Consider the following 13,649-nt stretch of genomic DNA (forward strand, 5'->3'; position numbering starts at 1 on the left):
CCGTGGCGCCGAAGGTGCGGCGGGAACTGGCGGGAGACGCGGCGCGGTTGGGCGTCACCCGCCCGGACCGGCGTCCGCCGCCCGGCGCACCGTGCCGCACCGCCGGCCGTTGGAGGGGGACGGCCGGCGGTGCGGCGGCCAAGGGCACGCACCGGCATGCACCCGCAAATACTTGAGTAACGCAACGATATGGTAATCTGGGGTACATGCCCAGTCCATCATCGCCCACCGGGCCCGTCTCGCCCGAGGTGGCCGAGATCGAGCGCGCGCTCACCCGGATCACCTACCTGAGCACCCGGGCCCGGCAGCACGAGAAGCTGATGGGCCTGGCCGGCGTCCCGCTGGACCGCGCCGCCGTGGCGCTGTTGCGCCAGATCGCCGACTCGGAGCCGCAGCGGCCGGGCGAGCTGGCCAACCGCCTGGGCGTGGAAGCCTCCCACGTCACCCGGACGGTGCAGCAGTTGCAGAAGTCCGGCCACGTCACCCGGGTCCCCGACCCCGACGACCGCCGCGCCCAGCGCATCCGCCTCACCGAGACCGGCCGGGACGCCATCGCCCGCGTCCGCGAGGCCGGCGCCCGCGGCATGGAGGTCGCCCTGTCCGGCTGGTCCGCCGAGGAGCTCCGCCAGCTCGCCACGCTGTTCCACCGCATGGTCGACGACTTCATCGCCTACGCCAAGGACGTGGACGCCGAGCACGAGGGCGCCGCCGAGACGGCCCCCCGCACCGGCTGAGGCGGCGGGGCGGCCCACCCGCTCGCGTACGGTAAGGTTTGTCTGCGCGTTCGGACGGGTCACCGCACGGACGCACCGGGACGTGGCGCAGCTTGGTAGCGCACTTGACTGGGGGTCAAGGGGTCGCAGGTTCAAATCCTGTCGTCCCGACTTCGCGGAGTCGCGGATCAGGGGCTGTTCCAGAGCACATCTGGAACAGCCCCTCGGTCGTTCCCGGACACTGGTCGGCGGACCACCGTCCTGACCGTGCCGGCCGGCGGACACGACCCCGCGGGCCGGCCGGTGTCGGCGTCCCGCGTTATGCCGTTCGCCGGGCGAGGGCGGTCCGGCACGTGCTCACGGGAACGGGTGCGGGTACGGGTTGACCTCCTCGGGGCGGAGCGGATCCGCGCTGTGGCCGAGGGCGTGGGGGGCGGTCAGCACCCGGTCGAGCCCGGTGATCCGGCGCAGACGATGACCGAAGGTCATCGGGAGCAGGCCGGGGACGAGTGCCTTGACGCAGGACAGGCCGGCGGCGGCGTGGACCGGGGTGGTCTGGTCGACGACGATCGCCTCCAGGCCGGTGGCGGCGAACCGGCTCACCAGCTCGTCCAGGTCCGCGCGCAGGTCGGCGTGGCGGGGCCAGGCGCAGCGGTCGGCGAGTTCGCGCAGGCTCCGGCGCTCCCGCGGCGGCCGGCCGCCGGGGGCGAGCAGGAAGTCCAGGCGGCGCGCGGCGACCGGGTCGCAGTAGAGCAGCGCGTGGTCGTCCATCAGACGGACCTGCTCGGGGTCCTCCCGCATCCGCGCGGCGTCCGCCGCGCGCTGCGGATAGATCAGCCGGTAGGCCTCGATCGCGGTGACCAGTTCGTGCAGCGCCCCGAAGACACCGCGTTCGGGGTCGAGCCCCGAGCCGCCGGCGCACAGCACGGCGGGGCGGGGCGCCGCTTCCTCGGCGCCCCGGCCGGAGTGCGGCCGGGTGTCCACGGCGGCGGCCCAGAAACTGGGGATGCCTTCGGCCCCGGTCACGTCGAGGACTTCCACGCGGTAGCCGGTGCGGTGGTGGATCCGGTCGGCGAGCAGGCCGATCCGGCGGTCGCGCGCGCTGCGCAGGTCGAGCGCGGGCGCCGGCAGCCGGGCGTACCAGGTGAGCAGGAAGGCGTCCCGCTCGGCGAGCTCGAGGAGGCCGTACAGCGCGGCCTCCTCGACGCAGCCGCCGAGGGCGCAGCCGTTGGAGATCTCGGAGACGAAGGGCCGGGCGGCCCGCGGGTCGTGCCGGCCGAGGCGGTAGTAGGCCAGGCTCTCGGGGACCAGGACCGGCCGTTCGCGGGTGAGCGAGTAGCCCCAGACCCAGGGGAGGACGAGGTCGGGGTGGTAGGGCTGGAAGGGGAAGCCGGGCTCCCGGTAGCGGTGCGGTTCGTGGCTGCCGGTGGTCGCCGGGTCCAGCACGCCGCCGGGGTGCAGGGCGGCGAGTTCGCGGTGGCTGCCGCGCACCACGGTGCGCCTGCCGCCCGGGCGGCCTCCGCCGAGCCGTTCCAGTGCCTCGGCGATCGCGGTGACCCTGGCGGTGCGGAAGTCGAGGGCGCGGCCGTAACCGCCGTCGACGGACTCGGCCGGGCCGGCCTTGGCCTCGGCGAACGGCAGCGCGTGCAGACCGCGGGAGCGCAGCCCCTTGAGCACGCCGGTCTCGTCGTCGGCGTACCGGGCCTCCAGTTCCGCCGTCTCCGCGCGCAGGTCCCGGACCCGCAGGACCGCGGGGTCCGGCTTGGGCCGGGTGACGCGGGGGATCTCGGCGGCGGCCGGGGAGTCCTCGGGCAGGCCGCCGCAGCCGGGGCAGTGCGGGTCGGGCAGGAAGGTGTGGCGGCTGATTTCCAGGTCGGCCAGGCGGAGCATGGTGACGGTGTGCCCGTCGGCGTCGGCGGCGGTGAGCCGGCCCAGGGCGAGGGCCGCGGCGAGGTCGGCGGCGAGCGGGGTGAGCAGGGGAGAGGCCGTGCCGGTCAGACGGCTGCCGTAGGTGGCGCGCAGCGCCGCTTCCTCGGCCGCGTCGGCGCGGGCCCCGGCGCGGCGGGCGGCCAGGCAGTGCGGGCAGCCGGGAGCGCCGGGGCGGACCAGCGGGCCGACGACCACACGGTCCAGCTCCCCGACGACGAGCAGGAAGGGATGTCCGCCGGCGGCCAGATCGCCTGCCGGACCCGACGCCGCGTCCGGTGTGTCGGCCGACAGGAGCCGGACCTCGCTCCCGGTCGGTGGCGCGGCCTCCAGCCGGCGGGCGAGGGCACGGCCGATCAGGCCGCCGTCGTGGTGCAGCCGCGCGGTGGCCGGCGGCAGGGTCTCAGTCATCGCAGCGCACCGCTTTCAGCAGGTAGGGCAGGACCTCGGTGGCGGCCGGGTCGTGGTCGAGCGGGACGATCAGCGCGCCGTGCGGGTGGCCGCGCAGGTCGCGCAGGGCCGCCGTCACCGCCTCGTCGAAGGTGGCGCCGGAACCGAGGCCGCGCGGCGTGCGGGGCCCCCGGGCGAGTACACGGGGTGCCGGAACCAGATGGGCGGTGCCCTGCCCGGGAGACCAGGCCCACAGCGACGGCCCGTCCGGAGACGGGACGAACCGCCTTGGGTCGAGGGCGAGTTGGGCGTACAGCGCCAGGGCGCGCCGGGCGGTGCGCAGGCGCGCGGAGGTGAAGTCGTGGCCGGTGGCGTGGACACGACGCTCGGCCCGGCCGGTGCGCGGGTCGCGGACCACGGCGCGGGAGGCGTGCCGGGGGAACTGCGGCAGCGCGCCCTCGTCCAGCTCCGCGAGCAGCCCGGCCCGCGGGTCGATGCCGCCCGCGGCGCGCCGGGAGAACTCCTCCGGGCCGACCGCCGGCCCGTCGCGCAGGGCGGCGATCCCGGCGAGGAACGAGGCCGCGCTCTCCGTCGCCGCCGGCAGCGCCGCCGGGTGGGGCCGGTAGTGGTGGCGGGTGGTGGTCAGGGTCGCGGGGTCCAGGCGGACGAGCGGTTCGGGGGCGGCCGGAGTGAGGAAGGCCTGCCGGAAGCGGTGCGCCAGCAGGGCGGCGACGGCCTCGGTACCGTCCGCCGGGAACCGGGGTGCGGGCCGGGCGGCTTCGGCGCGGCCGGTGGCCTCGGTGCCGTGCACGCGCAGCCAGGCGCCCAGCCAGCCGCCGGGGGCGCGGTCGGGGCCGGGGGAGAGCGTCGGGCCCAGCCACCAGGACTCCGCGTCACGGACCGCGGCGGCGAACCACAGGCCGTGCTCCCGGCAGTCCTCGTCGAGCCGGGCGACCGGCCCGGGATCGTCGTCGGCCGTGAGGTGCAGCAGCGCGTCGTGGCCGCCGGCCGCCACCGCGGCCCGGGCCTCGGCGTGGCCGGCGACCGGCGTGGTGGCGGACAGCCCGGTCAGCCGCAACGCGTGCGCCAGCGCCGCGGCGGCGGCCGGGGCGCCGAGGACCAGCACCCGCAGCCGCTGATGGGCGGTGGCGCGCCGGTCCTGGCCCGGGTCCGAGCGGTCCGCCAACAAGGAGTGCTCGTCGAGGAGTTCGAGGATGCGCCAGACCACCGTGCGACGGGCACCGTCGAGGCCGTCGAGCAGTTGTCCCACCGTGCGGGTCCCGTCCAGGAACGGCGTGAGCCGGTCCAGCCAGCCGGCGATGCCGGGGGCGGCGATCAGGTCGGTGCCGTGGCTGGAGCGCGCGTAGACGGTGCCGCTCCCGCTCGGGACGAGGAAGACGTCGGGGCGCAGGAGCGGGACGGAGTCTGGGGTGATCACTGTGTCCTCGGCCGGTCAGGGGGCGGTGGTCGGGAGGTTCAGGGGGCTCACCCGGGGGCCGCGGGGCACAGCAGGTGCTGGACCGGTGCGCCGCTGCCGCGTTCCCGGCCGAGCAGGGCGGCGAGCAGCGTGGTGCGGTCGGCGGGTGTGCGCAGCGCGGCGTCGGCGGCCGCGGTGTCGACGTCGCAGCGGAGCCCGGCGCCGAGCCCGGCGCGGGCGGCGGCCAGGCCGATCCGCTGGCCGAGGACGCCCGCCCGCAGATTGAGCATCCGGTACCAGCGGTCCCCGTACTCGGCGTAGCCCGACTCGTAGTCGCCGGTCACGAGCACGGCGCAGGCGGCCTCGAAACCGGCCAGCTCACCCGGTCCGCCGGGTGGGAACAGGTCCCGGGGCGCGACGTCCCCGGCGACCCGCGCGAGTCGTCCCGTACGCGGATCGAGCCGGTGGCAGCCGGCCTCCAGTCCGGTGACGCGGTTGGCCACCACGTACAGGTCGCAGCCGACGGGGGCGGCGTGGTCCAGGGCCACCGGGCGGGACGCCCGGTCCAGGACCGTGAGCAGATCGGCCGGCGCGACGGGGGCCGGTTCGAAGCCGGACCTGGCCGTGCGGCGGCGCAGCAGCGGGGCGTCGGGCGCGAGCCGGCCGGGCGGCCCGGCGGTGACGACCGCGTGGACGCGCTCCGTCCCCGGGTCGAGGCCGAGCAGCCGGCCCGCCTCCTCCTCCGCGAGGAGCGCGTGCGCGGTCGGCGCGGCGCCGGCCGACTCCAGCAAGGTGAGCGCCTGCCCGGTCAGCACGCCGGTGTCCAGCGCCTGGAGGCGGTGGCCGAACGGGCCGTAGCGGGCCAGGTTCGCGGTCAGCCGGGTACTGATCAGCAGGAGCAGTTCGGGTGGTTCGAGCGGTGGCCGGGCCAGCGAGCGGGCGAGGTCGGCGCGCAGGTCGGCGGGGGAGAGCAGTTCCAGCGCGTGGGCCGCGGGCAGGTAGTGGCAGAGCCCGGAGGCGGTGGCCGTGTACACCTCGGCCGGGTAGGTGCCGCCGCCGGACGGCACCGGCCGGCCGGCGCCCACGCCGGTGTCGCCCCAGCCGACCCGGGTGACCCCGTTCAGCGGCGCGAGCAGCGCGCCCAGCCACTCCGGGTCGGCGGCCGCGCCGGGCCCGGCCGCGGCCGGCGGCAGCGCCGGCGGGAACGGCAGCGGCAGGACGGGCACGCCGGGATGGTGCTTGGGGGCGGTGCTGCCCGCCGCCGGGTCGATGGCGGGCAGCACACTGCCGTACCGGGCGTGGTACCGGCGTGCCGCCGCTCCGCCGGTCTCGACGGGCGGAGGGTAGGCGTCGGCGTCGGCCGCCGGTGCGGACGGCCTCATCCGGGCGTCCCCGCCGGTGCGGCGGCCTCCGGGGCGCCGGGCCCGCTCGCGGCGGTGGCCAGGACCAACTGGAGCGCGCTGACCCCGTAGACCTCCTCCACCGCGTCGGCGGCCAGGTGGCAGAGCAGATAGCGGGTCAGGCCGGTCAGCCCGAGACGGGAGAGGTGCAGATAGGTGTGGTTGAGCATCAGGCGGTAGCGCAGGAAACGCGGATCCCGGTACATCATCCGCTTGTACGTGGCGCTGCCGCTGATCGCCCGGTGCAGCGGGCTGGCGGAGAGCAGGTCGCCGATGCCGTTCTCCTCGTCGTCCGGGATCTCCGCCTCGGGGATCTCGCCGGCCTCGTACAACGCGGTCCAGCGGCTGCCCAGCGAGTCGATCGTGTCCACCCAGCGGCGCAGGGCCGCCGGGCCGCCCGGCGTCTCGGCCTCCGCCCCGGGCTCGTCCGTGGCGGAGTCGAAGGCCGCGACCACGGCGCGCACCTGAGCGGTGAGCACCTCGCGGTTGGCCGCGTACCGTCGCTCGAAGACCTCCCGCGCCTGCGGGCCCGCCGTGCTCAGGTAGCCCTCGGCGTGCGAACGGAAGGAGACGAACCCACGCCGGATCGAGGGGTCCTGCGGGTGCCGGCAGAGCATGTGCGCGGTGGCGAGCATCAGGCGCAGGGCCAGCGTCTCGCGCGGCAGACCGGCGGCGACGTACTCCAGGTGCTCGAACAGCAGGTCGTTGGTCCGCTGGTAGAACAGCGCGAGTTCGTCGGCGCCGACCGGGCAGCCGAGCACGTCGATCCGGCGGTCGTGCTCCTCCCAGGTGATCGAGTTGTCCGGGCGGAACGGCGTCAGGGGTCCGGGTTCCCGCTCGGCGTCGGCGAGACGGCGGTGCAGCGGCAGCAGGGCGGCCTCGTCGGGGGCGGGCGCGGTGGAGGGGTGGGCCCGCAGGTAGCCGCCGACCAGTTCCGAGACGGCGGGCACCACCAGCTCGGTGAAGACGGCGGGCGTGGCGTGCACCACCAGGCGCAGATGGGGCCCGCGGCGCCAGTGCCGCAGCACGTAGATCGATTCGACGTGCCCGGCGCAGCGCTCGACGACCGGCCGTACGGCCCGCAGGACGAGCTGGTCGGTGCCGTCGCCGAAGTACGCGATGTGGGCCGCGCGCCACTGCGGCCCGGCCGCCTGCGGGGTGTCCGCCATGGGGAGTCCCTCCTTGGTGGTTGTCGGTTGCTCGGGCCTCCGCCGGAAGGGCCCGCCTCACCCGGGACCGGCGCCTTCGTGTGCCGGGTGGCCGCGCCCGGTCCCGGCTCGCCGGCCGCCGTGCCCGGCACCGGGCGGGGGCGGCGGGCCGCCGTCGGTCGACTCCGCGACGGCGAGCAGGGCCAGGCCGCGCAGGGTCGCCTCCTGGTCGAGCCGCACGCCGAGGCGGTTGCAGGCCAGGTGGGTCAGGTGCCCGGTCAGCCGGGCCGGGTCGGCGGCCTGGCGGCGGGCGTCGAGGCAGGCCGTGAGCCACCGGGTCACTGGATCGGCGCCGGCCCGGCCGCCCGCACCCTCGGGGGCCGCCGTGCGCGCCGCCCGGGCGACGGCGAGCAGCGCGGCGCGCCGGTTCCGGTACCGCGCCACCACGTCCGGCGCCGGCCGGACCGGCGCGGCGGCGCTCGCGTCCAGGCTGCCGGCCAGCAGGGCGAAGCAGTGGGCCTGCCGGCGCGCCGGGCCCCACTCGGCCAGCACGGCGTCGGTGGCCAGCTCGCTGCAGATGGCGAAGGCGTCCTCGGCGGACCGCAGCGCGGCGCCGTGACCGTACTTGGCGTGCTCGGGCCGGTAGGGCAGGAAGGCGAAGGTGTCGTTGGGAGCCAGGGTCCCGGGCTCGCTCTCCGGCTCCCGGGCCGACAACCGCGCCGCCAACGCGTCGTACTGATGTTCCGTCATGGCCTGCGAGGGCGGCAGCGCGCGGAAGAACGCGGCGGTGTGCGCGGCCAGCGTGGCGCGCGCCGCGGGCTCGGCCGCCGGTGACGTCAGCCGCACCCGCAGCCGCAGGTGCGGGCCGCCCTGCCAGTGGCGGAGGAAGAAGAGGCGGTCGATCAGGTCGCGGTCGCGCAGCTCGGCGAGGACCCCGGGGACCAGCGCGCGCACGACCAGGTCGAGCGGGTGCCCGGTGAACACGTGAACGCCGACCCAGTGGTCCGCCGGCTCCGGGACCGGTCCGACCGGGGGCTGACGGATCGTCATGTCCGCGGCCGCCGTTCCGCCGTCCGGTCCGCGGCCGCGGGCAGCTCGACCAGGAACTCGGTCGCGTACCGGCGTCCGTCCTGGTGGGCCGGGGCGTGGTGGAGGTCGGGCAGGGCCTCGGTGAGCAGCAGCGGCCGGTCCGCGGCCGCCGCCCGTTCGAAGACCCGCAGCAGGTGGGGGTGGGCGAAGTCGAGGTACACCGGCTTCCGGTCCTTGTCGAGCAGCGCGGGACCGGTGAAGCCCCCGGCGGGGCGCGGGGTGAGGGCGCGCCAGAAGCAGCGCGGCGGCAGGCCGAGCGCCGCGCGCCAGGCGTGCACCCGGACCAGATAGGCGGCGTCCGACTCCCCGGCGGCGCGGGCGGGCGCCCGGCCCCGGTCGACGAACCACGTCGCACGGCGCAGCACCACGGCCCCGAGGGCGAGCCGGGCCGTCTTCGTCCAGCCCTCGCCGGTCCCCGCCGCGGTGCCGTGACGCGGCGAGGCGCTCCGGTCCGGCGCGAGGATCCGCCACAGTTGCGGCCAGTCCGACCAGAAGGCGTAGGGGGTCTGGCCGAACGCCTCCACCAGCAGCCGGGCCGGCAGCGGCAGCAGCGGTGTGGCGAGCAGGCCCAGGTGCAGCGGCCGTACGACGCGGCCGGTGGCGCGGCAGGCGAGGTGGAGGCGCTGGGCGTGCCGGTCGTGCACGACGTCCAGGTCGGCGGGCCGGATCAACCGCTCGGGCGGCCGGTGCGAGGTGGCGCCGTCCAGGTCGATCGCGTACCGGGTGGCGGGTGCGCGCTGGTTGAGGGCACTGCCGAAGGAGGCGTCGAACTCGGCGTACAGGGCGGTGCCCGGGGGACGGCCGGTGGCGGGCTCTTCGCGGGCGTCCCCCGGCGGGTCCGCGTCGAGCAGGCGGGCGATCCGGCTCCGGCCGGTGCCGTGGCCGCAGGTGACGGTGTTGAGCACCAGCGCGAGCCCGGCGGCCCGGTCGGGCAGCGTCTGGACGTAGCAGGCGTGCAGGTCGCCGGCGGTGTGCGGGTCGGGCCAGGCGCCGCAGAGCTCGCGTACGGCCCGCGGTTCGAGCCGGACCGTGCCGTCGGGGGCGGGGGCGGTGCCCGCGATCAGGCGGCGCAGCTCGTCCTGCCGCCGGGTGTCGCGCTCGGTGGGGGAGTCCGGCCCGGCGTCGGCGGCCCACCAGGCGCCGAAGTCCCGGAGGAAGGCGGTGAACGGCCGGACGAAGCCCGGACCGTAGGCGGCCACGGCGTGCCGCCGGACCGCTTCCCGCCGGGGCGCGAGGGTGTCGAAGGGGGCGAGCAGGGCGGGTACCAGGGCGAGGTCGTCGAGGGCCGGCCGCCAGGCGGCCGGGTCGAGGACGGCGGCGCTGCCGACGGTGACGGTGTGGTGGAAGTACGGCGTGCCGGGCTCCCACCGCTCGGCGGGACCGAGTATCCCGAGCCGGCGGGCGGCGTCCGCGGTGCGGGCGCGCAAGGTGGCGGCGATGTCCCGGCGGGCGCCGGGTGCGGCGGTGCGGGCGGCGTCCGTCCGGTCGCGGACCGCGCGCAGGTCGGCGAGCAGCGGCGCGAGGCGGTCACCGGGCCGCGGCTCGGGCAGCCGCCGGCCGAGCCAGTCGCAGAGCGAGGCCGGGTCGAGTTCCTGGTCGGGCAGACCGAGCCGGACCTCCAGCAGACCGAGCCGGACGAGCCGGGCGATGACGGCGTCGGCGGTGGCGGTGGCGGTGGCGGGGCGGGCGGCGCCGGCCGTGGTGGCGCCGCCCGGACCGGGCGCGCCGAGCAGGGCGCGCAGCCGCGCCGGGCTCCCGGCCTCGCCGACCGCCGTCAGGATCGCGGCCAGCGCCGGCGTGGCCGGCAGGGAACGCACCTCGCCGGACGGGCCCGGGGTGGTGAACAGCCACTGCTCCCCGCCGGGGGAGGGCACCGGGGTGGCCGAGGGGTTCACGCGCAGCCGGACGACCGCGTCCAGCTCCGGCAGATGGGCGAGGGCGCCGGCGATCCGGGACAGCGGCAGCAGCGCTGCTTCGGCCACCTGGGTCCGGACGGTGCTCTCCAGTCGCACGGCGGCCCCCGCGTCCGCCTCCCAGCGGCCGAAGCCGCTGGCGGCGAAGGTGGTCAGCGGGCTGGGCTTGGCCATCGCACGGCCCGCGTACTTGGCCAGCCGGACGACCGCCCCGTCCAGGGGCTGCCGTCCGGGCGAGTCCCGCCTGCGCCAGCGCAGCACGTCCTCGTACAGGTCCGGGCTGGCGTACCCGAGGCCGGTGGCGAACGCCGGGTCCCGGACGAGCGCGCCCAGGGCCGCCGCCGCGGACCGGGTCTCGGCCGGCAGGGCGCGTTCCAGCTCGGCGAAGAGCTCGGCCCGGGTGCGGCGCAGGGCGGCGTGCCGCCGCAGGTGCTCGCCGAGCGCGGCGCCGAGCACCTCCGGCGGGGCCGCCGCGTCCAGCAGCGGGGCGATCCGGGCGCCCCGGTGCACGGCTCGGCGCAGGCCCACCAGCCGGGCCTTGAAGGGGCGGGCCGCCCCGGTGCCGATCAGCGCGTACAGCGCGTCGCCGAGCCGCTCCGCGTCGGCGGTCAGCCGCTGGTCCAACGACACGATGCGCGAGGCGAGTTCGGTGCTGCGCGGGATCCGGGAGGCGTCGAGCGCGGTGCTCGGCAGTCCGGCGGTCCGCACACCCACGGGGGAGCGGAACGGGCCGGCGGCGGGAGCGGTCACCGCGGGGGACGGGCCGGAGACCATCAGAACACCACCGGGATCCGGAAGGCGGCGCCCGGCCGCGCCGCACCGAGTGCCACCTGGAAGAGGACCGTCTCCTCCCCCGGGGCGAGCCCGAGCAGACGCTCGGCGCCGGCGGCGTCGTAGCCGTTGTGCACCCGGGCGGACAGCCCGTGGTGGGCCGCCACCACGCAGAGCAGGTGTGCCGCCGCCCCCGCGACCAGGTGCAGTCTGCGGAAGGCGTCCTCGCCGTGCTCCGCGACCGCGGCGCCGCGCCGGACGGCGAGGTAGGCGGTGCAGGCGGTGGCGCGGAAGTTCACCGACACCCGGCCCTCGGTCTGCCCGATCCGTTCGAGCATCGCGATCGGGTCGCCGTCGCGCACCCGCCGCAGACGGTTGCCGCTGTGCACGTAGTGGCCCGGCGCGGTGCCGTCGACGTTCCGCACCAGCAGGTGGCAGGAGAAGCCGGTGAACGGCGCCCCGGCGAGGGAGGCGCCGATGTGGGGGAGCAGCGCCCGCGGGGCGGCCACCGGGGCGGGGTCGAAGACCGCCGCGCCGGAGTGGCGGGAGCGCAGCACCGCGGCGAGGTCCGGCGGCAGCCAGGCCCGGCGGTCCGGGCGCGCCGCGGACGGCCCGATCTCCAGGTAGCCCATCGGGTGCTCCTCCGCGGCCGCGGACCAGCGCGCGCAGAGGCGGCGCAGGGGCTCCAGGCCCAGTCCGGGCCGGCTGCGCAGACCGAGCGCGGCGGCGACCAGGTGCACCGCGCCCAGCAGCATCCCCGCCTCTTGGGCGCACAGCCGCGGGGCGTAGTCGCCGTAGAGCCGCGCCGTCCGGGCGAACCGGCTGGTGATGACGAGGAACCGGGGCGTCGCGGGATCGTCGGCCATGTCGTCGCGCACCGGGCCGCACAGCGACGCGAGCTGGTGGTGGAGCGGATCGAAGCGGTACGCCCCGGCGGGCGTGACCAGGGTGAGTTCGCTCGGGTAGCGGCAGCGGGCGGAGGCGACGGCGCGGTGGAGCGGCCAGCCGCCCGGGGTCAGGTCGTGTTGGAGCAGACCGTAGGAGTAGTGCAGCAGCGCGGCGAGGACGACCGGGTCGGCGAGCGCGGCCGGGGAGCCGGGGGAGGGCGCGAGACGGAGCGGCGGTGCCGCCAGCGGGAGGCGCGGCCCGTCGGGAAGCGGGTCCTGGCCCGCGCCGGCCGGGCCCGGGGCCGGGGCTCCCGTGGCCAGGGTGTCCGGGATCGCCCGGCGGGAGTAGACCGCCTCCGACCACAGTGCCGCCGGGAACGGGCTGCCGTTCACCAAATTCCCGGCGATCGCGCCCGTCGGGCGGGTCACGCCGGCTCCGCGTCGAGGAAGCGCCCGGTGACCAGGTCCAGCACCGCCGTGTCGGCCACCGGCGACGGCGCGCCGCTTCCGCCGGCCCCGTCCAGCCCCGCCATCCGGCGCAGCAGGTGCAGGCAGAGCTGGTTGGCGGCGAGCGCCGCGACCGGGCCGCCCAGATAGGGACTCGGCCTCCGCGCGCGAGAGGCGCCCGCCGCGTACGCGCCGCCCGCCGCCCGCTGATCGGACCCGTCGCCCGCCGGCCCGTCGGCCACCGGCTGCTCCGGCGGACCGTCGGGATCGCCCACCGTGCTGATCACGAGGTGGTGACCGCGCCCCACCGCCTGCCCGTACCGCACCCCGCCGCGCACCGCGAGCGCACGGGCCCGGGCCGTGAGTTCCGGGTCGAACACGTCCGAGCCGAGCAGCAGCACACCCGCGTCCGCGGGCAGTGCGGACAGGTCCCCGCCCAGCTGCTGGTAGTGGAAGCGGCCGCCCTCCTCCCGGAGCAGCGCGACGCACTGGCGCAGTCGCGCCGTGTCCGTCGCCGGCCCGGCACCCTGGGCTCCCCCGACGGCCTGGAGGCGGACGTGCGCCACACCCGACGCCAGCAGGGCGAGGACCAGCGCGCCCGCCATCCGTCCGGTGCCGACGACCACGGGGGCGCAATCGCGATAGCGCTCGAAGCGGTGCTCGGGCGAATCCGCCCGCGCCGCGATGAAGTCGATCAGCGCGGCGTGGTGCGCACGGGCCCGCGGGTCCAGCCCGTGCGGCAGATCCGCCGTGGCGTCGCGCACGAAACCTTCCCGGGCCAGCAGTTCCACCAGCCCGCGGACGTGCTGCGCGGCCTGCGGCGGGAGGTCGGCGGTGAGCTGGTCCAGGGTGCGCCGACCGTCCAGGAACGGTCGCAGCCGTTCCAGCCAGGGGTGGATTCCCGGGAGCGCGAAGGCCGCGGTGTGCCGGGGGCCGCTGATCACCACGCCCCGGTCGGAGGGCAGCAGATGCGTGTCGGGAATCAGCCTCGGCCTCATCACCGCCTCCATCGGGATTCCTCGGTGGGAGTGAGCTTCCACGGGCGTGGGAGCGCCGACCGAAGCCGTGCTCGCGGTCCGCCGGCGGCCGACACTAGCGGACCCGAATGGTCTAGTCCATCCCCTTCACAGGGTGACGATCGTCAAGCTAGGGTCCGAACTGGGCGCTGATTCAGCGTTTTTGACACTCCATCACATCTGAAAGGAGGGTTCTGATGAACGAGATCAGCAACGGTTCGCCCTCGCTCGCTGCCGCGGTCGCCGACCTCGCGCTGGACCTCGACCTGGGCTCGCTGGCCGGGGACGAGCACAGCCAGTCGCTCACGGCGGGTCACGGCATGACCGAGGCGAGCGCGTCCTTCTGTTGCGCTCCGCCGCCGAACTGCTGCAACTGCAGCTGTTCCTGAGTCGCGGGGGGGGGGGGGGGGGGGGGGGCCCCCCCCCCCCCCCCCCCCCCCCCCCCCGCCCCCCCCCGCCCCCCCGCCGCGGGGGGGGGGGGGGGGGGGGCGCGCCCCCCCCCCCCCCGCCCCCCCCACCCCCCCCCCCGGCC

10 protein-coding genes and 1 tRNA gene are annotated in these 13,649 nt (G+C 77.3%); 3 read left to right on the top strand and 8 right to left on the bottom strand.

The features are described from left to right. The first annotated feature begins 206 nt into the window (after positions 1–206). Together ACF061_RS28935 and ACF061_RS28940 are read left to right on the top strand one after the other, a co-directional pair. Positions 207–734 carry a MarR family winged helix-turn-helix transcriptional regulator gene (locus ACF061_RS28935; RefSeq protein ID WP_392269925.1) on the top strand — a complete coding sequence of 176 codons (528 nt, stop codon included), beginning with the start codon at positions 207–209 and terminating at the stop codon, positions 732–734. Positions 735–810: 76 nt separating this feature from the next. Further along, a tRNA-Pro gene (locus ACF061_RS28940) sits at positions 811–884 on the top strand. A gap of 186 nt (positions 885–1,070) precedes the next feature. Here ACF061_RS28940 and ACF061_RS28945 read toward each other — a convergent pair. From ACF061_RS28945 to ACF061_RS28980, 8 genes are read right to left on the bottom strand one after another with little or no spacing between them, the layout of a single operon-like run. Beyond that, entirely contained in the window at positions 1,071–3,050 is a 1,980-nt protein-coding gene (locus tag ACF061_RS28945) for a TOMM precursor leader peptide-binding protein (RefSeq protein WP_392269926.1), read from the bottom strand. Next, positions 3,043–4,467, bottom strand: a complete 1,425-nt coding sequence (locus ACF061_RS28950; protein ID WP_392269927.1) for a hypothetical protein — start codon at positions 4,465–4,467, stop codon at positions 3,043–3,045. Before ACF061_RS28950 ends, ACF061_RS28945 begins: the two co-directional genes overlap by 8 nt. A gap of 47 nt (positions 4,468–4,514) precedes the next feature. Then, complete coding sequence (locus tag ACF061_RS28955) at positions 4,515–5,828, bottom strand: nitroreductase family protein (protein WP_392269928.1); 1,314 nt, start codon at positions 5,826–5,828, stop codon at positions 4,515–4,517. After that, a complete protein-coding gene (locus tag ACF061_RS28960) occupies positions 5,825–7,015 on the bottom strand; it encodes a thiopeptide maturation pyridine synthase (RefSeq protein ID WP_392269929.1) in 1,191 nt (396 codons plus the stop codon). The genes ACF061_RS28955 and ACF061_RS28960 overlap by 4 nt, the downstream gene beginning before the upstream one ends. Before the next feature lie 57 nt (positions 7,016–7,072). Next, positions 7,073–8,044 carry a lantibiotic dehydratase C-terminal domain-containing protein gene (locus ACF061_RS28965; protein WP_392269930.1) on the bottom strand — a complete coding sequence of 324 codons (972 nt, stop codon included), beginning with the start codon at positions 8,042–8,044 and terminating at the stop codon, positions 7,073–7,075. Next, a complete protein-coding gene (locus ACF061_RS28970; protein WP_392269931.1) occupies positions 8,041–10,770 on the bottom strand; it encodes a lantibiotic dehydratase in 2,730 nt (909 codons plus the stop codon). The genes ACF061_RS28965 and ACF061_RS28970 overlap by 4 nt, the downstream gene beginning before the upstream one ends. Next, positions 10,770–12,083: a hypothetical protein gene (locus ACF061_RS28975; protein ID WP_392269932.1), complete on the bottom strand. Its 1,314-nt coding sequence runs from the start codon at positions 12,081–12,083 to the stop codon at positions 10,770–10,772. The genes ACF061_RS28970 and ACF061_RS28975 overlap by 1 nt, the downstream gene beginning before the upstream one ends. Beyond that, positions 12,080–13,099, bottom strand: coding sequence for a hypothetical protein (locus ACF061_RS28980; RefSeq protein ID WP_392269933.1), 1,020 nt, complete (start codon positions 13,097–13,099; stop codon positions 12,080–12,082). The genes ACF061_RS28975 and ACF061_RS28980 overlap by 4 nt, the downstream gene beginning before the upstream one ends. A gap of 215 nt (positions 13,100–13,314) precedes the next feature. Here ACF061_RS28980 and ACF061_RS28985 point away from each other — a divergent pair, with 215 nt between their 5' ends. Beyond that, on the top strand, positions 13,315–13,506 hold the full coding sequence (locus ACF061_RS28985) for a thiomuracin/GE37468 family thiazolyl RiPP peptide (RefSeq protein WP_392269934.1): 192 nt from the start codon (positions 13,315–13,317) through the stop codon (positions 13,504–13,506). Positions 13,507–13,649: the final 143 nt, after the last annotated feature.

It is taken from the genome of Streptomyces sp. NPDC015220 (assembly GCF_043079345.1).
Classification (GTDB): Bacteria; Actinomycetota; Actinomycetes; order Streptomycetales; family Streptomycetaceae; genus Streptomyces.